16 protein-coding genes are annotated in these 19,385 nt (G+C 73.1%); 8 read left to right on the top strand and 8 right to left on the bottom strand.

The genetic code is table 11. From position 1 onward, the window contains the following. Window positions 1-66: 66 nt before the first annotated feature. Window positions 67-684: a methyltransferase domain-containing protein gene (locus AB0G11_RS38985; RefSeq protein ID WP_219510472.1), complete on the top strand. Its 618-nt coding sequence runs from the start codon at window positions 67-69 to the stop codon at window positions 682-684. Continuing rightward, the gene (locus tag AB0G11_RS38980; RefSeq protein WP_219510473.1) at window positions 684-1,865 is read left to right on the top strand and encodes an acyl-CoA dehydrogenase family protein; all 1,182 of its coding nucleotides are present in this window, start codon (window positions 684-686) and stop codon (window positions 1,863-1,865) included. The genes AB0G11_RS38985 and AB0G11_RS38980 overlap by 1 nt, the downstream gene beginning before the upstream one ends. Window positions 1,866-1,985: 120 nt before the next feature. Here AB0G11_RS38980 and AB0G11_RS38975 read toward each other — a convergent pair whose 3' ends face one another. The 3 genes from AB0G11_RS38975 to AB0G11_RS38965 are packed head-to-tail and all read right to left on the bottom strand — an operon-like array spanning window position 1,986 to window position 4,373. After that, complete coding sequence (locus tag AB0G11_RS38975) at window positions 1,986-2,765, bottom strand: enoyl-CoA hydratase/isomerase family protein (protein WP_219510474.1); 780 nt, start codon at window positions 2,763-2,765, stop codon at window positions 1,986-1,988. Then, on the bottom strand, window positions 2,762-3,676 hold the full coding sequence (locus AB0G11_RS38970) for an alpha/beta hydrolase (protein WP_219510475.1): 915 nt from the start codon (window positions 3,674-3,676) through the stop codon (window positions 2,762-2,764). Before AB0G11_RS38970 ends, AB0G11_RS38975 begins: the two co-directional genes overlap by 4 nt. Window positions 3,677-3,686: 10 nt before the next feature. Continuing rightward, window positions 3,687-4,373, bottom strand: a complete 687-nt coding sequence (locus AB0G11_RS38965) for a gamma-glutamyl-gamma-aminobutyrate hydrolase family protein (RefSeq protein ID WP_219510476.1) — start codon at window positions 4,371-4,373, stop codon at window positions 3,687-3,689. 435 nt (window positions 4,374-4,808) lie between these two features. Between AB0G11_RS38965 and AB0G11_RS38960 the strand changes: the two genes are divergently transcribed. Beyond that, window positions 4,809-5,936 (top strand): globin domain-containing protein, encoded by a 1,128-nt coding sequence (locus tag AB0G11_RS38960; protein WP_357591677.1) that lies wholly within the window; start codon window positions 4,809-4,811, stop codon window positions 5,934-5,936. 3 nt (window positions 5,937-5,939) lie between these two features. Here AB0G11_RS38960 and AB0G11_RS38955 read toward each other — a convergent pair whose 3' ends face one another. After that, entirely contained in the window at window positions 5,940-6,689 is a 750-nt protein-coding gene (locus tag AB0G11_RS38955) for a helix-turn-helix transcriptional regulator (protein ID WP_357591675.1), read from the bottom strand. 185 nt (window positions 6,690-6,874) lie between these two features. On the opposite strand from AB0G11_RS38955, the gene AB0G11_RS38950 reads away from it, so the two are divergent. Together AB0G11_RS38950 and AB0G11_RS38945 are read left to right on the top strand one after the other, a co-directional pair. Then, the gene (locus AB0G11_RS38950) at window positions 6,875-7,954 is read left to right on the top strand and encodes an exo-alpha-sialidase (RefSeq protein WP_357591673.1); all 1,080 of its coding nucleotides are present in this window, start codon (window positions 6,875-6,877) and stop codon (window positions 7,952-7,954) included. A 3-nt stretch (window positions 7,955-7,957) separates the two neighbouring features. After that, a complete protein-coding gene (locus AB0G11_RS38945; RefSeq protein WP_053174846.1) occupies window positions 7,958-8,266 on the top strand; it encodes a hypothetical protein in 309 nt (102 codons plus the stop codon). A gap of 6 nt (window positions 8,267-8,272) precedes the next feature. Here AB0G11_RS38945 and thyX read toward each other — a convergent pair whose 3' ends face one another. From thyX to AB0G11_RS38925, 4 genes are all read right to left on the bottom strand, one after another. Continuing rightward, the gene (gene thyX / locus AB0G11_RS38940) at window positions 8,273-8,983 is read right to left on the bottom strand and encodes an FAD-dependent thymidylate synthase (RefSeq protein ID WP_219510481.1); all 711 of its coding nucleotides are present in this window, start codon (window positions 8,981-8,983) and stop codon (window positions 8,273-8,275) included. Between the two features lie 100 nt (window positions 8,984-9,083). Beyond that, complete coding sequence (locus tag AB0G11_RS38935; RefSeq protein ID WP_357591672.1) at window positions 9,084-11,693, bottom strand: M4 family metallopeptidase; 2,610 nt, start codon at window positions 11,691-11,693, stop codon at window positions 9,084-9,086. 874 nt (window positions 11,694-12,567) lie between these two features. Then, window positions 12,568-13,713 (bottom strand): amidohydrolase family protein, encoded by a 1,146-nt coding sequence (locus tag AB0G11_RS38930; protein WP_219513756.1) that lies wholly within the window; start codon window positions 13,711-13,713, stop codon window positions 12,568-12,570. A 59-nt stretch (window positions 13,714-13,772) separates the two neighbouring features. Next, a complete protein-coding gene (locus tag AB0G11_RS38925) occupies window positions 13,773-15,899 on the bottom strand; it encodes an anthranilate synthase component I (RefSeq protein ID WP_357591670.1) in 2,127 nt (708 codons plus the stop codon). A 220-nt stretch (window positions 15,900-16,119) separates the two neighbouring features. Between AB0G11_RS38925 and AB0G11_RS38920 the strand changes: the two genes are divergently transcribed. The 3 genes from AB0G11_RS38920 to AB0G11_RS38910 are packed head-to-tail and all read left to right on the top strand — an operon-like array spanning window position 16,120 to window position 19,346. Next, window positions 16,120-17,295: a cytochrome P450 gene (locus AB0G11_RS38920; protein WP_357591668.1), complete on the top strand. Its 1,176-nt coding sequence runs from the start codon at window positions 16,120-16,122 to the stop codon at window positions 17,293-17,295. After that, a complete protein-coding gene (locus AB0G11_RS38915) occupies window positions 17,292-17,876 on the top strand; it encodes a TetR/AcrR family transcriptional regulator (protein WP_219513774.1) in 585 nt (194 codons plus the stop codon). Before AB0G11_RS38920 ends, AB0G11_RS38915 begins: the two co-directional genes overlap by 4 nt. Window positions 17,877-17,909: 33 nt before the next feature. Continuing rightward, window positions 17,910-19,346, top strand: a complete 1,437-nt coding sequence (locus tag AB0G11_RS38910; RefSeq protein WP_357591666.1) for a glycosyltransferase family 39 protein — start codon at window positions 17,910-17,912, stop codon at window positions 19,344-19,346. Window positions 19,347-19,385: the final 39 nt, after the last annotated feature.

The raw sequence follows: 19,385 nt of genomic DNA, 5'->3' as shown, positions 1-19,385 counted from the left end.
CTACTGGCCGGATCCCCGGCCCGATGACGGACTCCCGTACACGATCTTCGCACTTACCGTCGGTGCATGCCCAACGACAGCGCACTGTTCCTCGGTCAGTTCCTGCGTGCCCCGGCGACCATCGGCGCGTTCGCGCCCAGCTCCCAGCGGCTGGCTTCGGCGGTCTGCGCGCCGGTGCCCGAGCGCGGCGAGCCCACCGTCGTCGAGCTGGGACCGGGCACCGGCCCGTTCACGGCGGAGATTCAGCGCCGGCTGGCCGGGCGGGGGCACCACCTGGCGGTGGAGCTGAACGAGCCGATGGCGGCGCTGCTGGCCGAGCGGTTCCCGGCGGTGGACGTGGTGCACGGCGACGCGGCGGAGCTGACTGGGCTGCTGTCGCAGCGCGGCCTGCGGCAGGCGGACGTGGTGGTGAGCGGGCTGCCGTGGGCGGCCTTCCCGACGGAGCTGCAGCTCGCGCTGCTGGGCGCGGTGACGGCGGCGATGAGCCCGGCGGGGGCGTTCACCACGTTCTCCTACATCCACGCGATCCCGATGAGCTCGGCCCGCCGGTTCCGGTCGCTGCTGTCGGAGCGGTTCGAGGAGGTGGTGGCGGGGCGCACGGTGTGGCGCAACGCTCCCCCGGCGTTCGTCTTCCACGCGCGGCGCCCTCGCCCGCCGGCAGAACTTCCTTCTACGATGATGTGATGGACTTCACCCTCCCCGAATCCGCGCTGGCCGTGCGGAGCGGCGTGGCCGCCATCTGCTCCCGCTACGACCTGGACTACTGGCAGCGCTGCGAGAGCGACAAGCGCTGGCCGCAGGAGGTGTGGGACGAGCTGGCCAAGGGCGGCTGGCTGGGGCTGGCGGTGCCGGAGCGGTTCGGCGGCGGCGGGCAGGGGCTGCTGGAGCTGGCCGTGGCCACCGAGACGATCGCGGCCTCGGGCGCGGCGGGCGGGTCGGCGTTCACGTACGTGCTCACGCCCGGGTTCGGGGCGCTGACGCTGAGCCGTCACGGCAGCGCCGAGCAGCAGGCGGAGCTGCTGCCGTCGCTGGCGACGGGCGAGGTGGAGACGTGTTTCGCGCTGACCGAGCCGGACGCCGGGTCCAACGCGCTGGCGATCACGACGTCGGCGCGTCGCGACGGCGGCGACTACGTGATCAACGGGCAGAAGATCTGGATCACCGGGGTGCAGCGGGCCACCTGGATGCTGCTGGTCGCCCGGACGATCCCGGCGGCCGAGGCGCGCCCGCGCAGCGCCGGGCTGACGGTGTTCCTGGTGAACGTGCCCGAGGCGGTCGCGGCGGGAACGCTCACCTACCGGCCGATCCCCAAGATGGGCGCCAACACCACGCCGTCCAACCTGGTGTTCCTGGACGGCGTGCGGGTGCCCGCCTCGCGGGTCGTGGGGCGGCCGGACGAGGGCGCGGCCGTGCTGTGGGACATCCTCAACCCCGAGCGCGTCCTGCTGGCCGCCTCGGCGCTGGGCGGGGCCGAGGTGGCGCTGCGCGTCGCGGTCGACTACGCGAAGCAGCGCGAGGTGTTCGGCCGGCCGATCGGCGCCAACCAGGCCATCGCGTTCCCGCTGGCCCAGGTCAAGGCGAAGATCGAGCTGGCCCGCCTGATGATCTACAAGGCGGCGTGGTCGTTCGACCGGCGGCTGCCGTGCGGCACCGAGGCCAACATCGCCAAGCTGACCGCGTCGCAGGCCGCCTGGGAAGCGGCCGACGCCGCGTTCCAGACGCACGGCGGGATGGCCTACTCGCTGGAGTATCCCGTGGCCCGGCTCCTGGCCGACGCCCGGATCGGGAAGGTGGCACCTGTGACCGAGGAGCTCCTGCTCAACTACCTCGCGACCCAGGTGCTCGGCCTGCCCCGCGGCTTCTGACCCTCGCGGGCCGCTGCTTCGTCCCCCCGGGCGGCGTTCTCGGCCCCGGCAGACAGGCCCTGGGTCTGTCGCCCCGCTCCGCTCTCCGCCTACCCGCGGGGCGGGGGCGAAACCACTTGTTCAGCCGAACGACGGGGGACGCTTCTCGCGCAGCGCACGGACGCCTTCGGCCACGTCGGGGCCGGTGAAGCCGAGGAACTCCATGGCCAGCGAGGCGTCGAAGGACGGCCCGGCCAGGCGCAGCCAGTTGTTGAGCGCGTACTTGGTGAGCCGGACGGCCTCCTGGGCGCCGGCGGCGAGCCGGACGGCGAGGCCGAGGGCGGTCTCGTGCACCTCGTCGTCGTCGACGCAGAGGCTGACCAGGCCCATCCGCTCGGCCTGCTCGCCGGTGACGGGCTCGCACAGCAGCAGGTGGTATTTGGCCTTGGCCAGCCCGCACAGCAGCGGCCAGACGATCGCGGCGTGGTCTCCGGCGGCGACGCCGAGCCGGGTGTGGCCGTCGATGACGCGCGCGGTGCGGCCGGCGACGGAGATGTCGGCCAGCAGGGCGACGGCGAGCCCGGCGCCGACGGCGGGGCCCTGGATGGCGGAGACGATCGGCTTGGAGCAGTTGATCACGTTGTAGACGAGGTCGCGGGCCTCGGCGAACACGCGCATCCGGGTGGCGTGGTCGCGGGTCATGTCCTCGATCATCGACAGGTCGCCGCCGGCGGAGAACGCCTCGCCCTCGCCGCGCACCACGACGGCGCGCACGGAGTCGTCGCCGTCGATGTCGCGCCAGATCCCGGCCAGCTCGCGGTGGCCGGTGGCGTCGACGGCGTTGAGCTTGCCGGGCGCGCTGATCGTGACGCGCAGGACCCCGTCGGCGGGCGTGTCGGTGGTGAGCCGCTCGTAGGTCACAGGAACTCCCTCAGCCGCCCGGCCACGTAGTCGCGCGCCTCGGCGGCCTGGTCGAACAGGCGCGGCAGGCCGAAGAAGCCGTGCACCGCGCCCTCGAAGCGGCGCACCTCGACCGGCACGCCCGCCTCGGCCAGCCGTTCGCCGTAGCGCTCGCCCTCGTCGCGCAGCACGTCGCAGCCCGCCGTGACCACGGTGGCGGGCGGCAGCCCGGCCGCCGACTCCAGCCGCAGCGGCGCCAGGCGCGGGTCGGCGCGGTCGGCGTCGCCGGCGTACTGCCGCACGTACCAGTCCATCTCGGCGGCGTCGAGGCCGTAGCCCTTGGCGAACTCGCGGTAGCTGGGGGTGTCGAGGGCGGCGTCGAGGACCGGGTAGACGAGGACCTGGTGGGCCAGCCGCAGCCCGGCGTCGCGGGCCTGCCAGGCGGCCACGGCGGCCAGGTTGCCGCCCGCGCTGTCGCCGATCACCGCCACGCTGCCGGTGCTCTGGTAGAAGGCGGGCCGGGCGAAGATGTCGCGCAGCACGGTCCAGGCGTCGTCGGCCGCCGCCGGGAACGGGTGCTCGGGGGCCAGCCGGTAGTCGACCGAGACGACGACCGCGCCGGTGCGGATGGCGAGGTCGCGGCCGAGGGCGTCGTTGCGCTTGACGCTGCCGAACACCCAGCCGCCGCCGTGGAAGTAGACGAGCACGGGCAGCGGCTCGTCGCCCCGGTCGGCGCGGTAGATGCGGATCGGCACGTCCTCGGCCGTCTCGTCGCGGACGAACGGCAGCTGCGGCAGCGGCCCGCGCTGCTCGGCGAACCCGTCGACGGCCCGCAGCTCGTGGATCTTCTCCAGGTCGAGCGTGGCCAGGTCGGTGTTGAGGTCCGACGGGTAGGCGGCGACGTAAGCCTGCGCCTGGGGGTGCAGCGGCATGATCCGAAGCCTAGCGGGCCGCTTCCACGAGCGCATCGAACAGGCCGTTGTCGTCGCCGCGTTCGGGGTGCCACTGCACGCCGACGGCGAAGCGGTGGCCCTGCAGCTCGACGCCCTCGACGACCTGGTCCTCGGCCCAGGCGACGGCCAGCAGGCCGGTGCCCAGGCGGCGCACCGACTGGGTGTGCGGGGCGACGACCTCGACGTGGTCGCCGACCGCCTTGCCGAGCTTGCTGGAGACGCTGACCTGGATGCGGTGGCGGGCGCCGGCCTCGCCGTGGCGGTCGCTCTCCAGCATCTCCGGCAGCCACGGGATGAGGGTGCCGCCCTGGGCGACGTTGAGCACGTGCATGCCGCGGGCGATGCCGAGGACCGGCACGTCGGCCCGCACGGCCGCTCGGGCCAGGGCGAGCTCGAAGCGGTCGCGCTGCGGCTGGGGGGCGGGGGCGCGCTCGTCCTGCTCATCCCCGTAGGCCGACGCGGCGACCTCGACGCCGCCGGTCAGCACCACGCCGCGCAGACCGCGTACGTAGTCGTCGACCGCGTGGGGGGCGAGCGGGGGCAGCACCACGGGCGCGCCGCCGGCCCGTTCGACGGCCTTGGCGTAGGCCGGCGGTGAGAGCACGGCCTCGCGTACCCAGACGTCCCAGCGGGCGGCTTCGAAGTAGGCGGTGATGCCAATCAGCGGTCGGGACATGGCGATCTCCAGGGGGCGCTCTCTCCGGTGTGGCGTCGCCGGTCGCGGCAGCCACAGGCCCATCATGGCGCACTCCATTTCGCCTATGTCGCTTCTCCCACAGATCTCCTCGCTCCTGCCCGTCTGACGTTCTCCGGGTCCGGCGGCACTCTCGCGCCGCACGTGGGAGGGGAGATATGAAGAGAATTATCATTCACATTAACGGGGCCTAAATCCCATTGACGCTGAATGCTGCTAATAACCCTCCAGTTACGGATAGTTCAGATCCGCACCTCATTGGGGTGAATCGGTTGTGAGGTCCAGGAGGTGGTGTAACACTGGATTTCGAGCGATCGGACGTGCCGGGGTACTCCGGACGCTCGTCACCCGGAGCCGTCAGGGAGGTGGGACGACACGACCGGAATGCGTTTCCGGTCAATAGGACGGGTTGGGTATATGTCGTTGAATCCGCGCCTGGTCAAAGAGAGCTTCTCCATCATCGAACCGGTGGCCGGCAAGGCGGCCGCCTACTTCTACGGCCGCCTGTTCGCCGAGAACCCGCACCTGAGGGGCATGTTCCCGCCCTCGATGGACGTGCAGCGGGACCGGCTCTTCCATGCGCTGACCCGCATCGTGTGGAGCCTGGACAGCCCGGACAGCATGGCGTCATACCTGGGGCAACTAGGGAGGGACCATCGCAAGTACGGCGTCGTCGCCGACCACTACAGCGCCATCGGCTCGGCTCTGCTGGCCACCGTGCGGCGCTTCGCCGCCGCCGTCTGGACCGCCGAGATCGAGGCCGCCTGGGTCGCGGCCTACGAGGCGGCCGCCACGCTCATGATCGAGTCGGCCGAGGCCGACGCCGGGGTGTCACCCGCGTGGTGGCTGGCGGAGGTCGTCGACCACGAACGCCGCCGCCCCGACATCGCGGTCGTCACGCTGCGCCCCACGCAGCACCTCCCGTTCACCGCCGGGCAGTACGTCAACGTGCAGACCGCCCGCTGGCCCCGGGTGTGGCGGACGTTCAGCATCGCCAACGCGCCGCGTCCCGACAACACCGTCTGCCTGCACGTGCGCTCGGTCCCCGGCGGCTGGGTCTCGACCACGCTCAACCGCGACACCCGCATCGGCGACACCGTCATGCTGGGGCCGCCGATGGGCACGCTGGCGCCGCCCGGCGAGGGCACGCGCGACCTGCTGTTCGTGGCGGGCGGCACCGGCCTGGCGCCGCTGAAGGCGATCATCGAGCAGGTGATCGCCTCCGGCGGCCGCCGCGGCGTCCACCTGCTGTACGGCGCCCGGACCTCCGGCGAGCTGTACGACCTGCCCGACCTGATCAGGATGGAGGCGTCGTACCCGTGGCTGCGGGTGCTGCCGGTGGTGTCGGACGAGCCGGGCTACGACGGGCTGCGCGGGCGGCTGCCCGAGGTCACGCAGCGCTTCCACTCCTGGGCCGAGCACGAGGTGTACGTGTGCGGCCCGCCCCCGATGGTGAACGAGACGGTCCGGCGGCTGCAGGGCGACGGCGTGCCGCTGTCACGCATCCACCGCGACGTGGTGCACGGGGAGGGGTGGATCGCCTGAGCGTCACCTGAAGGCGGCGGCGGTCTCCTCGTCGTTCGGCCAGAACGTCTCGATGGCCAGCTCGGAGACCGTCACGTCCACCGGCGTGCCGAAGGTGGCGATCGTGGTGAACATCGACAGCACCCGGTCGCCGTCCCGGATGCGCAGCGGGATCAGGATGTCGGCCGGCCCGGGCGCGCGCACCACGTTGAGGTCCACGCCCGGGTAGGTGTAGGCGGCGAGCTCGTCGTGCAGCTCGGCCAGCCGCCCGCTGCCCGACATCTCGGCCTGCCTGCGCAGCTGGTGCAGCAGGTGGGCGCGCACCTCGGGCAGGTTGACCAGCCTGCCGCCCATCGCGTCGGGGTGCAGCGACAGCCGCATCACGTTGACCGGCTCGGTCAGCAGCTCCGCCGGCGCGCCCGCCATGAACATCGCGGCCGCGGCGTTGGCGGCCACCAGGTCCCAGTTCGCGTCCACGACCAGCGCCGGGTACGGCTCGTGCCCGGCCAGGATCTTGTCGAGCGCCAGCCGTACGGACTCCATCTCCGGCGCGCGCACCTCGCGCTCGGGGAACACCGGCGCGAAGCCGGCGGCGACCAGCAGCCGGTTGCGGTGGCGCAGCGGCACCTCCAGCTCCTCGGCCAGGCGCATGACCATCTCGCGGCTCGGCTTGGCCCGCCCGGTCTCCAGGAAGCTCACGTGCCGGGAGGAGACGTCCGCCTCGATCGCCAGGTCGAGCTGGCTCACCCGGCGCCGCTGCCGCCACGAGCGCAACAAATCACCAAAAGTCTCATCTTGTATAGCAATGGCTCCCATGTCTGGCACCGTAGCGCTTCGCGGGAAGTGTCTCGATTACCTCCTGGGTAATCGTGCGGCAAATCGCCCAGTCCTCGCCAGTGCCCGCGCACGGCAGGGAACCACGTGGCACGATGGCCGGAAGCGAACATGGGAGCGATGCCATGACTGACGCAATGCTCGCGATCGGCACCCGCAAGGGCCTGTTCCTCGCCCGCTCCTCCGGCGGGAGCGCGTTCGAGATCGAGCCGATCCAGTTCTCCACGGTCGCGGTGCACGCGGTGGCGATCGACACCCGCGGCACGACCCCCCGCCTATTCGCGGGCATCGAGTACGGCCACTTCGGCCCGTCGGTGCTCTACTCCGACGACCTCGGCAAGACCTGGCAGGAGGCCGACCGGCCGCCGGTCGCCTTCCCGGACGACACCGGGGCGACGCTCACGCGGGTCTGGCAGCTCACCCCGTCGCCGTCGGAGCCCGGCGTGGTCTGGGCGGGCGCCGAGCCGGCCGCGCTGTTCAGGTCCGAGGACGGCGGCGTCACCTACAGCCTCGTCGAGGGCCTGTGGGAGCACCCGCACCGCCCGCAATGGCAGCCGGGCGGCGGCGGGCTGTGCCTGCACACGATCGTCTGCCACCCGTCCGACCCGCGCGTGATGGCGATCGCCGTCTCGGCCGCCGGCTTCTACCGCACCGCCGACGGCGGCCTCACCTGGGAGGCCGCCAACCAGGGCATCCGCGCGCCGTTCCTGCCCGAAGGACAGCAGTACCCCGAGTTCGGGCAGTGCGTGCACAAGGTCGCCATGCACCCGTCCCAGCCCGGCCGCCTCTTCCTGCAGCACCACTTCGGCGTCTACCGCAGCGACGACTTCGGCGGCACCTGGCACGACATCGGCTCGGCGCTGCCGTCGGACTTCGGCTTCCCGATCGTGACCCACCCCGCCGAGCCCGACAGCGTGTACGTGCTGCCGCTGCACGCCGACGTGGACCGCACGCCCGTCGATCACCGCTACCGCCTCTACCGCAGCGACGACGCGGGCGGCGCCTGGCGCCCGCTGGAGCGCGGCCTGCCCGAGGGGCCGGTCTACGCGACCGTGCTGCGCGACGCGATGACGTTCTCCGAGGCCGGGCTGTTCTTCGGCACCCGCGACGGCGAGGTGCACGGCTCGCGCGACGCCGGCGAGACCTGGGAGCCGGTCGCCCGGCACCTGCCCGACGTGCTGACCGTGCGCGCGGCGGTGCTGTGATCCATGGCCAAGTCCGTGACCATGGTGGTCTTCGTGCTGCCCGCCTCGCTGCGGCGCTGGGTCAGCGGCCGTACCGAGGTGAAGGTGTTCGCGGTGGGCGCCGACCATGAGTCGCCGCCCACGCTGGGCTCGGCCCTCGACATGCTGCGCCGCACCCATCCGCTGCTGGAGGAGCGGATCCGCGACGACTACGGGCGCATCCGCCGCCACATCAGCATGATCGTGTGCGGCGAGAACTCCCGCGGCCTCGGCGGCCTCGACTGCGCGCTGCCGCCGGGCGCCGAGGTCTACGTCCTGCCCGCCCTGGCCTGAGCCCGCCTACGGGGCGACGCGGCCGTTGGCGACGAAGGCGGCGTGGGTCAGGGGCATGAGCTCCGCCCACACCGCCTCCATCCGCTCGGCCACCATCTCGATCTCCCGCTGCGGGAACGACTTGACCCGGGCCTGCTCGTGCTGCGTGCGCAGCGACAGGAAGTGCATGAGCGAGCGGGCGTTGCAGGTGGCGTACATGGTGGAGAACAGGCCGACCGGCAGCACCGCGCGGGCCACCTCGCGGGCGATGCCGGCCTCCAGCATCTCCTCGTAGGCGGCGTAGGACTGGCGGTAGGACTCCTCCATCCGCTGCGTGACGAGCTTGTGCTGCTCGGCGGTGCCGTCGACGAACACGTAGCGGCCCGGCTTGCCCTCCTGCACCAGCTTGCGGTCCTCCCCCGGCACGTAGAAGGACGGCTGCAGCTCGCGGTAGCGGCCGCTCTCCTCGTTGTAGGACCAGCCCACCCGGTGGCGCTGGAACTCGCGGAAGACGAAGATCGGCGCGCTGACGAAGAAGGTCATGGAGTTGTGCTCGAACGGGCTGCCGTGCCGGTCGCGCATCAGATAGTTGATCAGCCCCTTGGACCGCTCGGGGTCCTTCTCCAGCTCCGCCAGCGACTGCTCGCCGGCCGTGGACACGCGCGCCGCCCACAGCACGTCGGTGTCGGACGCGCTGTGCTTGACCAGCTCCACCGTCACGTCGTCCAGAAACCGCACTCGAGGATCCCCCTTCGTCTCGACACAGGCCGTCCGCCATCGTACGCCCGCCGCGCCCCCCTCCGGAGCGCGGCGGGCGGACGTGGGCCAGGTCAGCCCGTCAGCAGCGGCCGGCCGGCCGGTGGCGGGTGACCAGGTCGGTGTCGGCCGCGGTGCCGTCCAGCCACAGCACCTGCCGGTCCTCGCCGGCGGCGAACAGGTACTGGTCGCCGCGGTTGCACGAGACCCGTTCCAGCTCGCCGCCCGCGATCGGCAGCTGGAACAGTTTGGGCAGGTCGTCGTTCGTCAGGCCGAAGCCCATCTGCTCGGCGATCGTGACGTAGCCGTCGCTGGCGTCGAGCCAGTAGGACATCGGCGCGTCGGGGCCGTCCGGGACGAGTGTGGTCACGCCCGTGCCGTCCAGGCCCGCCCGGCTCAGGCCGGCGGTGTAGTCGCCGTCCTCGTTGTGCGTCCAGACGGCGTACCGGGAGGTCAGCACCAGCATGCCGGCCCGCGAGCCGGGCACCGGCAGCACCGTCTCCCTCCCGGTCGCCACGTCGTACACGGCCGGGACGCGCTCCGCGCCGCGCACGCGGACGTAGCCGAGCCTGCCGTCCTTCAGCGACGGGAACACGCCGGTCACGTCCTCGGCGGCGGTGACCAGGACCGGCGCCGCGCCGCCGCGCCTGACCCAGATCTCGCTGCGCTGCGTGGCCAGGTCCTGCTCCTCCCAGGCGACGACGTCGCCCTCGACGGCCAGCTGCACGAGGTAGCCGGTCGTCTCGTGCACCGTCGTCTCGGGGGCGCCGCGATCCAGCGGCCTCGACAGGATGCGGAACCGGGTCTGGGCGTCGTCGAAGGACCCCCACACGGCCCGCTCGCCGTCGGTGACGGGGATGTAGTTCCACTCGGCGTTCTGCGACAGCCTGACCAGGGCGCCGCCGCGCAGCCGCCCGGTGTGGACGGAGCTGGGCTCATCCGCGGAGGCGCTGTTGTTCATCACCACGTAGCGGCCGCCGGCCAGGTCCGGGGCGAAGAACGCCTCCGTCAGCCCGTCGGCGACGACGCGGCTGTCGGTGCGGATGCGCCGGTCCCAGCCCGGCTTGATGCCGTGCCGGTCGAACGCCAGCGCCACGGCCAGCCGGTCACGCGCCGGCAGGCCCGCCGCGCGGGCGGCCGACTCCACGGCGCGGCGGCCGTCCAGGAACTCGTCCAGCGGCGTCATGTACTCCGTCAGCGCCTTGTAGACGAGCTTGTCGGCCTTGGCTCCGCCGATCTTCTCCCGGATGTCCCACAGCGCGCCGGAGAAGATCGTCGAGTTGAGGTGCACGCCGCCGCCGTCCAGGCTCACGGTCACGCCGATGTAGTCCTCGGCGGCGTCGCGGCCGTCGTCCAGGTCGCGGATCGCGCACTGGGCCGGCGGCAGAGTCTTGCACAGCCGCTCGCCCAGCAGGCTCGCGTCCGGGTCGGACATGGGGATGCCGAGCGCGTCGACCTCCACGGCGTTGCCGAAGTAGTCGGCCAGGCCCTCGTTCATCGCACCCGACTGGCCCAGGTAGACCAGGTCGGCGCTGTTGGTGATGACGCCGTGGGTCATCTCGTGGCCGACGACGTCCAAGCCCGCCGCGAACGAGTGGTAGTCGGCTCCGCCGCCGCCGTAGACCATCTTGGTGCCGTCCCAGAACGCGTTGGCGAACGGCTGGCCCTCGAGGGTGACGTTGACGACCGAGTACATGCTGCCGCCCGCGCCGTCGAGCCCGTCACGGCCCAGGCCGCGGTAGAACGCGTACACCTGGCCCGCGCCCCAGTGGGCGTCCACCGCGCCGCTGGCGGTGTGCTGCGGGCCGAACCGCGCGGTGGCCGACTCGGCGAGCTTCGCGTCCGCGGGGACGCCGCCGCCGAGGAACTCGGTGACGTCCCGGCCCGCGGCGTCGTAGGTGAGGATCTCGCCGGTCGTCCCGTTCCACATCGGGCGGGAGCGGTCACGCAGCTCGTGCGCGCCGTCGGCGCGCCGGAAGGCGGGGAACGTCACCTCGCGGCCGTCCGAGGTCGCGCCGCTCGCCTCCACCGGCCCCTCGGGGGCCGCGAAGTGCAGCCGGTCCACCGCGAACAGCGGGCGGCCGGAACGGGCGTCCACGTACGCGTCGCGCACGAACGGGCGCCCGGCCGTCACACCGCTGAGCGGCACCCGCCAGGCCAGCACGCCTGCGCCGCGCGGCACCACGACCAGCTCGCCCGCGCCGGCCTTCACCGTCCGCCGGTCCGTCCGGTCGCGGACCAGCGTGGCGACCGCCAGCCGCCCGGCCAGCTCCGCGCCGACCGTGGGGACCGGGTCGACCTTCAGCTCTGTGAGGAACCGGCCGCCCGCCCCGGTGACCGTCCGCACGCCGTTCTCGGTGCGGAAGTGGACCAGGTACTGGCCGCCCAGCACCGGCAGGTTCCGGTAGCGCTGGGCGAACCTGACCGTCTCGTCCTTGCCATCCTTGACCGTGCGTAAGTGCACCAGGTCGGTGGGATTCAGGTGATACCGCGGATCGGCCAGGTGCGCCTTGGCCGCGGCCACCGGGTCCCCCGCCGCGGCGGGCTCGGCGAGCCCGCTCACCTCGGCGGGAGCCTCGGTGCCGGCGCGCGGCTCCACCGCGGGCGGCGGCGGATCGTCGGCGTGCGCCGTTCCGGGTACGGCCAGCGCGACGGTCAGCGCGGCCAGGAGAGTGATGGGACGCCAGGACACGACACCTCCAGGTGTGGCGTAGGGGTCTGGCGCCCTCGATCATGACCGCGCCCTTGACGATCAGACAAATAACGATTCGATCACCCAAATCAGGAAATTCCCCTCACCAAACCGCCCCACCGAACCCGCACCCCCCACGGGAGCGCACTTCCCCGCCCAGCTTCCTCACGGGCGCGGCCCCCGCAGGCGCCCCTCACGGGCGCAGGCCCCCCGCGGGCGCCTCTCATGGGCACCGGCCCCGACGGGCGCGCCTCCGGGCGCGGCTCGCAGGCGGCCCTCACGGAGGGGCCGCGCGGGCGCACCGCGGGGCGGCCCGCTGGGGTGGTAGCCCGCGCGCCTCACGGCGGCAGCCTCTCGCGGGGGCGGGCCGCGAAGGCCGGTGTGGGCGCATCCTGTGGCGGCCTTGGGGCCCTCACGGGTGGGCCTACCCCACGGGAGCGGCCTTCCCGTCGAGCCCCCTCCCGGGAGTGGCCCCGCAGGCGGCCCTCACGGAGGGGCCGCAGCGGGCGCACCGCGGGGGCCGCCTCCAGGGCGGGGCGCGCCTCCACGGCGGCGGGCTTTCGCGGGGAGCGGGCCCCGCCAAGGGCACCGGGGCGGATTGCGCGGCAACCTCGGGACCGTCGTGGGGCGGTGCCCCGGGAGCGCGCCCCCGGGGTCGCTCGTGGGACGGGCGTTGGTTGTCGAGGGAGGGGTGACTCTGTGGAAGAAGTGCCCCCGAGGCGGTCCCCGGGGGTGGCCTGGCGGGCTGGGGTGCGGCGGACGCGGCGGGGCCCTGGGGCTGGGACGGGGGCCCTGGCTGGGGCCGGGGCCTGGGGGCGGGCGGGGCCTGGGGTGGAGGGCCTCGGGCTGGGGGCCTCGGGGCGGGTGGGGTGGGTTAGAGGCGGTAGATGCGGCGGGCGTTGCCGGAGCCGATCATGGAGGCGATCCGGGCGGCGTCGGCGGGGCTCCATTCGCCGTCGTCCAGGCGCTCCTTGAGGGCGCGGGCGAGGCCGAGGCGGAAGTAGACGGCCGAGAGCAGGCAGGTCTCGGCGACGCCCCGGGTGCCCGACCCGTACAGGATCTTGTGGAAGGGGGCGAGTTCGAGCAGGTCGGCGAGGATGCGGCCGGAGCCGGAGGCGGTGCGGGCGAGGGCGGGGCCGGCGTCGAGGTAGACGTGCGGGAAGACGTGCGCGAGGTGGCCGGCGTGCCGCTGGTAGGGGTAGCAGTTGAGGAGGACGATCGGCACCCCGGTGGGCTGGAGGGCTCGGATGAAGCCGGTGAGCGCGGCCGGGTCGGCACCGCATAGGGGGGTGCCGGCGTCGGCGGCGCCGGTGTGGAACTGCAGGGGCAGGCCGCGTTCGCGGGCCAGGTCGGCGGCGGTCCAGAGCAGGTGGCGCAGCAGCACCGGCTCGGTGAGCGGCTGTTTGGGGTCGGACAGGCGGCGGTTGGCGGCGGCGATGACGGAGCCGCGGCTGGGCCGGGCGGGTTCGAAGGCGAGGCCGAGGCGGGCGGCGGCGGTCGTCTTGAGCCCGACGGCGCGGCCGGCGCGGGCGGCGAGCTCGTCGGCGAGGCTGTCGAGGTAGTCGAGGGCGACGCTCGCGGTCTCGGCGACGTCCTGTTCGACGTGTTCGACGCGGAGGATCTCGTCGGCGGCGGCGGCGCCGGCGCGGCCCATCTCGCCGGCGGTGAGCAGGCCGAGGTTCTCGGCGCCGCTCTCGACGAGGAAGGCGACGATGCCGGCGGCGCGCAGGAGCAGCCGGTTGGCCTCGGCGGGCCCGAGCTCGGCCCGGCGGGCGAGGTAGAGGGAGGGGGCGGCGTGCGGTTCGAGGCCGAGAACGGGGGCGCACCAGCGGCGGATGGCGGCGCCGGCGGGGGTGTCGAAGTGGGTGGTGCCGGGCGGCGCTGGGCTGGTGTCGTCGTTGATCAGCAGCTCGAAGCGGGCCCGGGACAGCTCGTCGCGGCGCACCCCGTGGCAGGCGTGGTCGACGAGCGGGGCGAGCAGGGCCTCACGCACCGTGTCCGGCAGGTCTACGGGGAGCATGCGGGGAACTCTAGGCGTTCTCCGCACGCCCCCGTGGACGTTTTACCGACGAAAGGGCCTCACCTGCGGGAAAGCCGCAGCACGTTGGCGATGATCTTCGCGCCCGCGCCCCCTTCGGCGGTGAGGATGGACTCGGGGTGGAACTGGACGGCGAAGCGGCGGTTGGCGGTGTCCTCCAGGGCCATCACGTTGCCGTCGGGGGTGACGGCGGTGGCGGTGAAGCCGACGACGCCGGGCACCTTGGCGTGCAGCGAGTGGTAGCGGGCCGCGGTGAACTCCTCGGGGAGCCCGTCGAGCAGGGCGCTGCCGCCGAGCCGGGAGACGCGGCCGCGCTTGCCGTGCTCGGGGTAGTCGAGCAGTTCGAGGGAGCCGCCGGCGTGCTCGACCATGGCCTGCAGGCCGAGGCAGACGCCGAAGACGGGCAGGTCGCGCGCGTAGATCTGGTCGATCAGCGCCGATATGCCGAAGTCGGTGGGCCAGCCGGGGCCGGGCGAGAGCACGACGAGGTCGGGCCCGATCTCGTCGATCATGGCGGGCGGGAAGCCGTGGCGCAGGGTGACGACGTCGGCGCCGTCCTGCCGGAAGTAGTCGGCGAGGGTGTTGACGAAGGAGTCCTCGTGGTCGACGAGCAGCACCTTCATACCCTGGCCCGGCTGCGGCCTGGGCTCGGCGACCGGTTCGGCGCCGGGCCGGTTGACGGCGGCGAGCGCGCCGAGCAGGGCGCTGGCCTTGAGCTCGGTCTCGCGCTCCTCGGCCTCGGGGTCGGAGTCGAACAGCAGTGTGGCGCCGGCCCTGACGATGGCGATGCCGTCCTTGATCTGGGCGGTGCGCAGGGTGAGGCCGGTGTTCATGGAGCCGTCGAAGCCGATGAAGCCGATGGCGCCGCCGTACCAGCGGCGGGTGGTGGCCTCGTGGTCCTCGATGAACTGCATGGCCCAGGTCTTGGGCGCGCCGGTGACGGTGACGGCCCACATGTGGGTGAGGAAGGCGTCGAGCGCGTCGAACTCGGGGCGCAGCCTGCCCTCGATGTGGTCGACCGTGTGGATGAGGCGGGAGTAGAGCTCGATCTGGCGGCGGCCGATGACGTTGACGGTGCCGGGGACGCAGATGCGCGACTTGTCGTTGCGGTCGACGTCGGTGCACATGGTCAGCTCCGACTCCTCCTTGACGCTGGACAGGAGGGTGCGGATCGCCTCGGCGTCCTCGACCGGGTTGCTGCCGCGGGCGATGGTGCCGGAGATGGGGCAGGTCTCGACGCGGTCGCCGCTGACGCGCACGTACATCTCGGGTGAGGCGCCGACGAGGTGCTCGCCCTCGCCGAGGCTGATGATGAACTCGTACGGGGCGGGGTTGCTCTTGCGCAGGCCGCGGTAGAAGGCGGCGGGGTCGGTGCAGGTGGCGTGGAAGATCTGGCCGGGCACGACCTCGAACAGGTCGCCGCGCTTGAAACGTTCCTTGGCGGCGGCGACGACCTTGGCGTACTCGCCCTTGACGGGGTCGGGGGGCAGTTCGCCCGGGGCGACGGCGGGCGTGGTCTCGCCGGTGCGCTCCAGGCCGCGGGTGGTGGCGCCGTCTACGGTGAACTCGTAGCGCAGCTCGCGGCAGGTCTCGCGCTGCCGGTCGATGACGACGAGCCGGTCGGGCAGGTGCAGGACGAGGTCGCGCTGGTCGTCGGGGCGGACGAGCTGCTGCCTGATGGGCTCGAACTGGAAGGCCAGGTCGTAGCCGAAGGCGCCGTAGAGGCCGAGGTGCGGGTCGTCGCCCTTGAAGGCGGCGATGACCTCGCGGATGGCGGTGAAGACGGTGGGGCGGCGGCTGCGCATCTCCTCGGGCAGCAGGTCCTCCGACTCGGGGACGTGCACCTGGACGAGGTCGGCGGTGGGCTCCTCGACGGGCTTGCCCGCGGCGAGCAGGCAGGAGGCGACGGCGGGCAGCACGACGCGGCCGCGCTCGTTGAGCGCCCTGGCCGAGATGACGCGGCCCTTGGCGACGAGCTCCAGGCAGGGGTCGACGTAGCCGAAGGCCCATCGGCTGTAGCGGCCCGGGTAGTCCATGCCCGAGGAGAAGGCGCCGCCGCGCCGCTCGCCGAGGGCCGTCACGATCTCTTCGAGCGCGTCCTCGGACACCTCGCGCACTTCGCGCTCGACGCCGACGCCCCCGGCGGTGGTATATCCGCTCGTCTCCACTGCTGCCCCTTTGAATGTCACAAGCCCCGGGGCGAACACGACAAAGGCCGCCAACCGGGGCGGCCGTCCGTTTGAGGTATGCGAATCCCGCGCCGCCTAGGAGCGGCGCCACCACTGAAGCCGGGCGCGATTTCGCATGGGGAACAGGCTACTCCGTCCCATCAAGATCGCGCAATGCGACACGCCTTGCATTTACAATACAGTGTTGTACTGTATTGGAATGATCGGCACGCTGCCCACCACCCGGACCAGCCCGTTCGACCCGCCCGAGGCGCTGGCGGAGATCCGCGCCGAGCGGCCCGTCACGCGGCTGGCCTACCCCGACGGCCACGAGGGCTGGCTCGTCACCGGCCACGCGCAGGCGCGCGCCGTGCTGGCCGACCCGCGCTTCAGCTCGCGGCCCGAGCTGCGCCACCACCCCGTCCCCGGCCCGGCCGCCGGCGGGACGGGACAGCCCTCGCCGCCCGGCATGTTCACCTCCATGGACCCGCCCGACCACACCCGCTACCGCCGCCTGCTCACCGGCCAGTTCACCGTGCGCCGCATGCGGCAGCTCACCAGCCGCACCGAGCAGCTCGCCACCGGCCTGCTGGACGCGATGGAGGCCGGCGGCAAGGAGGCCGACCTGGTGGCGGCGTTCGCCGGGCCGCTGCCCGCCCTGGTGATCTGCGAGCTGCTCGGCGTGCCCGATTCCGGGCGCGACCGCTTCCAGCGGCAGGCCCGCGCGCTGTCCAGCCTGGAGGTGACGCGGGAGGAGCAGGTCGCCGCCTACCTGGAGCTGCGCGAGATGATGCGCGAGCTGGTCACGGCCAAGCGGGCGGCGCCGGCCGACGACCTGCTCAGCGGGCTGACGGCCGGCGACCTGACCGACGACGAGCTGGCCGGCGTCGGCTTCACGCTGCTCGGCGCCGGGCTCGACACGACCGCCAACCAGCTCGCGCTCGGCGTGTTCGCGCTGCTGTCCGACCCCGATGCCGCACGCGCGCGGGCACTGCGCACGAACCCGGCGGAGGTCGTCGAGGAACTGCTGCGCTACCTGAGCGTCATCCCGTTCCTGCTGCGGGTGGCGCTGGAGGACGTCGAGCTGGACGGCCACACGATCAGGGCCGGGGAGACGGTGACGGTGTCGATCCAGGCGGCCAACCGCGACCCGCTCCGCTTCGCCGAGCCCGACCTGCTCGACCTGGGCCGCGCGGCGGGCGGCCATCTGGCGTTCGGGCACGGCATCCACCAGTGCCTGGGCCAGCAGCTCGCCCGCGTCGAGCTGCTGGCGGGCCTGCCGGCGCTGTTCGAGCGCTTCCCCGGGCTGCGCCTGGCGGTGGCCCCGGAGCGGGTGCCGCTGCGCACCGACATGCTCATCTACGGCGTCCACGCGCTCCCGGTGACGTGGGAGTGAGCGGCGTCCAGCGGCCGGCCGGGCGGCCGCGCAGCCAGGAGGCCGACGCCGCCATCCTCGCCGCCGCGCTCGACCTGCTCATCGAGCGCGGCGCGGGCGAGACGAGCATCGAACGGGTGGCCCAGCAGGCAGGCGTCACCCGGGCCACGGTCTACCGGCGCTTCCCCGGCAAGACCGAGCTGCTGGTCCGGGCGATCGTGGCGGCCCACCACGACGAGGAGCCGCCGCCCGAGTGGCGCGACGTCGACCACATGCTGACCGACTGGGCGGCCTACCTGTCGGTGCCGCGCCACCGCCGCCTGCTGCGCCGCCTGTACGGGTCGGTGGACGACTACCCGGAGCTGCTGTCGGCCTACCTGGCGGCCAACGGCGGCCTGCGGGCCTCGGCGGTGCGTGAGACGCTGCGGCGGGCGGCCGAGTCGGGGCGGCTGCCGCCCGAGCGCGACCTGACGGCCGTCCAGCAACTGCTCAACGGGGCGATCCTGCACCACCTGGGCTTTCATCCCGACGGCGGCGAACCAGCCGAGATGAAGGCGTATCTGGTCGGCATGCTGGAACAGGTGGGATACCGGACCACCTGACAGGAGCGCCGTAAGGATCTAGGTTGGGCAGTCATGGAGCGGCCCTTGGCGTGGCGGTCGATCACCGTGATCGCGGTCCTGCTGTCCGGCGTTCTGCTGGCGGTCAGCGGCGGCTACGGCTACCACCGTGACGAGCTGTACTTCCGCGTACTGTCACAGCACCCCGACTGGGGCTACGTCGACCAGCCGCCGCTGACGCCGATGATGGCCCGGCTGGCCATCTGGGCGTTCGGCGACACGCTGACCGCGCTGCGGGTGCCGCCCGCGCTGGCGGTGGCGCTGCTGGTGGTGCTGGTGGCGCTGATCGCCCGCGAGCTCGGCGGCGGGGCGGCGGCGCAGACGATGGCGGCGCTGGGCACGGCGGGCGGCGCGTTCACGCTCATCGCCGGGCACGTGCTGCTGACGCTGAGCTTCGACCTGGCGCTGTGGTCGGGCGCGATCCTGTTCGCGCTGCGGGCGCTGCTGCGCGCGGAGCCGCGCTGGTGGCTCGCGGCGGGCGCGGTGATCGGGGTGGCGAGCTACAACAAGCACCTGATCGTGCTGCTCGTGCTGGGGCTGGCGGCCGGACTGGTCATGGCCGGGCCGCGCCGGGTGCTGGCGAGCCCGTGGCTGTGGGCGGGCGCGCTGGTGGCGGCCGTGCTGGCGGCGCCGAACCTGGTCTACCAGATCACCCACGGGTGGCCGCAGCTGGAGATGGCGGCGGCGCTCAGCGAGAACAAGGGCGCGGAGATGCGGGCGCTGTTCGTGCCCATGCAGGTCGTCCTGTTCGGGCCGGTGGTCGCGGTGATGGCGGCGTTCGGGTTCGTGCGGCTGTGGCGTGACCGGCGGGTGCGGGCGCCGGCCGTCGCCTACCCGGTGGCGGCGGGGCTGACGCTGATCAGCGGCGGCCGGTTCGACTACGCGGCGGGGCTGGTCCTGATGCTGTTCGCGGCGGGCTGCGTGGCCGCCGAGGCGGCCGGGCGGCGGCGTGACGCGCTGGTGTCGCTGGGCGTCAACACCGCCGGGTGCGCGCTGTTCGCGCTGCCGCTGATCCCGCTGACGGTGCTGGCCTCGACGCCGGTGCCGGCGGTCAACGAGGTGGCCCGCGAGTCCGTCGGCTGGCCAGAGCTGAACGCCACCGTGACCGACGTCCTGTCCACGCTCACGCCGCAGGAGCGCGCCCGCGCCGTGGTGATCGCCGGCAACTACGGCGAGCACGGCTCGCTCGCCCGGGCGGGCGTCCCGCGCGTGTACGCGGGCCACAACCAGCTCTGGCAGTACGGGCCGCCGCCCGAGAGCGGGGACGTGGCGGTCCTGATGAACATCGGCAGGCGGCTGCGCGACGGGCAGTTCGCCACCTGCGAGGAGAAGGGGCGGGTCGGCAACCGGGCCGGGATCGAGAACGAGGAGGCGGGCATGCGGGTGTGGTTGTGCCGCGGCCTGGAGCGGCCCTGGAGCGCTACCTGGCACAATTGGCGACATTTCAGCTGACCAGATTACATTTCAGAACTTGTCAATTTTTGTTGGAGA

Origin of the sequence: Nonomuraea sp. NPDC023979 (genome assembly GCF_040639085.1) — a bacterium.
Taxonomy (GTDB): Bacteria; Actinomycetota; Actinomycetes; order Streptosporangiales; family Streptosporangiaceae; genus Nonomuraea; species Nonomuraea ceibae.
The sequence above is the reverse complement of the archived record's forward strand: the minus strand, read 5'-3'. Positions and strand labels throughout refer to the sequence as shown.

What these genes read in the sequence shown, in the direction of transcription:
- AB0G11_RS38985 (WP_219510472.1), top strand. Translation starts at nt 67, where the DNA reads ATGCCCAACGACAGCGCACTGTTCCTCGGTCAGTTCCTGCGTGCCCCG.
- AB0G11_RS38965 (WP_219510476.1), bottom strand. Translation starts at nt 4,373, where the DNA reads ATGTCCCGACCGCTGATTGGCATCACCGCCTACTTCGAAGCCGCCCGC.
- AB0G11_RS38980 (WP_219510473.1), top strand. Translation starts at nt 684, where the DNA reads ATGGACTTCACCCTCCCCGAATCCGCGCTGGCCGTGCGGAGCGGCGTG.
- AB0G11_RS38945 (WP_053174846.1), top strand. Translation starts at nt 7,958, where the DNA reads ATGGCCAAGTCCGTGACCATGGTGGTCTTCGTGCTGCCCGCCTCGCTG.
- AB0G11_RS38970 (WP_219510475.1), bottom strand. Translation starts at nt 3,676, where the DNA reads ATGCCGCTGCACCCCCAGGCGCAGGCTTACGTCGCCGCCTACCCGTCG.
- AB0G11_RS38920 (WP_357591668.1), top strand. Translation starts at nt 16,120, where the DNA reads ATGATCGGCACGCTGCCCACCACCCGGACCAGCCCGTTCGACCCGCCC.
- AB0G11_RS38960 (WP_357591677.1), top strand. Translation starts at nt 4,809, where the DNA reads ATGTCGTTGAATCCGCGCCTGGTCAAAGAGAGCTTCTCCATCATCGAA.
- AB0G11_RS38950 (WP_357591673.1), top strand. Translation starts at nt 6,875, where the DNA reads ATGACTGACGCAATGCTCGCGATCGGCACCCGCAAGGGCCTGTTCCTC.
- AB0G11_RS38910 (WP_357591666.1), top strand. Translation starts at nt 17,910, where the DNA reads ATGGAGCGGCCCTTGGCGTGGCGGTCGATCACCGTGATCGCGGTCCTG.
- AB0G11_RS38930 (WP_219513756.1), bottom strand. Translation starts at nt 13,713, where the DNA reads ATGCTCCCCGTAGACCTGCCGGACACGGTGCGTGAGGCCCTGCTCGCC.